This is a genomic window from Bradyrhizobium uaiense, assembly GCF_010811875.1.
Taxonomy (GTDB): domain Bacteria; phylum Pseudomonadota; class Alphaproteobacteria; order Rhizobiales; family Xanthobacteraceae; genus Bradyrhizobium; species Bradyrhizobium uaiense.
Genome location: NZ_VKHP01000476.1, coordinates 1 through 1853 on the forward strand (window position 1 = coordinate 1; position 1853 = coordinate 1853).

General features: G+C 64.8%; 2 protein-coding genes. Both read right to left on the bottom strand.

Features of this window, described 5'->3' with window-relative positions; genetic code table 11:
• On the bottom strand, positions 1 to 475 hold a 475-nt coding region (locus FNJ47_RS45880), incomplete at its 3' end, for a c-type cytochrome (protein ID WP_163163365.1).
• On the bottom strand, positions 472 to 1853 hold a 1382-nt coding region (locus FNJ47_RS45885), incomplete at its 5' end, for a cbb3-type cytochrome c oxidase subunit I (protein WP_163163367.1). The genes FNJ47_RS45880 and FNJ47_RS45885, both read right to left, overlap by 4 nt.

Sequence of the window (1853 nt, forward strand, 5' to 3'; positions counted from 1 at the left end):
CGTCCTTCATGTCCTGGTCGCTCATGGCCGCAGCGAACGGGCTCATCACGACGCTGACCCGCGCGCCGGTCTTGAAGTCGTTGAGCTCCTTGTACGTCACCGCGGCAAACTGCCCGGCGAGGTTCGGAGAATGGGCGTCGCTGACGCCCTGCGGTCCGTGGCAGATCGCGCAGCGCTGTGCCAGCGTTGCGCCCCGCCCGATCGAGACCTGGTCCGCCTTGGTAAGCATCTCCGAGGTCATGACGACATTGGAAGTCTTGAAGTCCGGCTTGATGGCGGTCTCCTGTACCGCCGCGCGGGGAACGCCGGCCGCGCTGCAGATCGCATCCCAGACGCCGGTAAGCTGAAGGTGAGGCTGGAGCAGCGGCAACCAGATCAGGCCGACGACGGCCGACAGCACGGCAACGCCGGCCGTGATGCCGACGCTGATGCCGAACCACGGATTGCGCGTGGAGAACAGCGGATGATCGCTCATCGGCCAGCTCCGACATAAACCGCGGGAACGTTAGTCTCGCTCAGCGCCATCAACTGCGCGATCGGGAAGCCGTAATTCACCACGGTAAGGCCGACCATCAGGGCGAGCCACAGGCCGAACGAGTTGAGCGCGACCGGAATCCGCGCCGGCATGTGCAGCGGCACCGCGAAGCGGTAAGCAGCCGCCTCGTCTCGCGCACCGAACTGCCCGCGGATCAGCACCAGCAGGAACAGCAGGCCCGACAGCAGCAGGATGAAGCCGCCGATCGCCGACATCGTCACCGAGAAGGCCTGCGGCGCGATCGCGGGGTTGGCATAGTCATAGAACGCCATACGGCGCGGCATGCCGAGGATGCCGACATAGTGCCACGGGAAGGTGGTCACGATCATGCCGATGAACCACAGCCAGAGCTGGGTACGCATCAGGCCAAAACTGTCCAGCGCACGGCCGGTCAGATGCGGCCACAGATCGTAGGCGATGGCGAAATACATGATGACGATGGCGCCGCCGAAGATCAGGTGGAAATGGCCGGTGATCCACTGCGTGTTGTGCACCGTGGCGTCGAGCTGATAGCTCATGTTGATCAGGCCCCCGGCGCCGCCGAAGCCGAGCATCACCAGCGACAGCGCGGTCGCCAGCATGATCGGATTGGACCAAGGCAGCGCGCCGATCCAGCCGAATGCGCCACGGCCGCCGCACAGGCGGCTCGCGATCTCCGCCGACGCGCAGATCGTGAACACGGTGAGCAGCGTCGGCAGCGCGACCAGGCCGGTGAACACCGAGTGCATGAACTTGAAGCCGGCGCCGACCTGCGGGTCGGCAAACAGATGATGCACGCCGATCGGCATCGCCACCACGACGAACAGGATGAATGAGATCCGCGCCATCGCATCGCTATAGAGCCGGCCGCCGATCGCACGCGGGAAGATCGTGTAATAGGCGATGTAGGTCGGGATCAGCCAGAAATAGACAATGGCATGCAGCGTCCACGAGAAGAACACGCGCGCCAGCCCCGCATCGATCGTCGATTTGAGCCCGAGCGCCACGGGCAGGATCAGGAACAGGATCTCGAGCGCCGCACCGACCGCGGTCCAGCCCCAGAGCAAGCTTCCCGCGACGTTGGCGTACATCGCAAGCGGCACCGGCGCGCCCGGATTGTCGCGCTTCCAGATCACGAAATTGATCACCATCAGCGCGCCCCAGATCCATGAGCCGACCACGACCATGACGACGCCGATGTAATAGAAGGGGTTGCCGACCATCGGCGGATAGAAGGTGTAGAGCACCGAGGCGAGGCCCAGCGACACCGGGATCATCGCGACAACGGCGCCGACGGCGACCAGAAAGAAACCGGCCCAGGCCCAGCGCCGCCCAACCA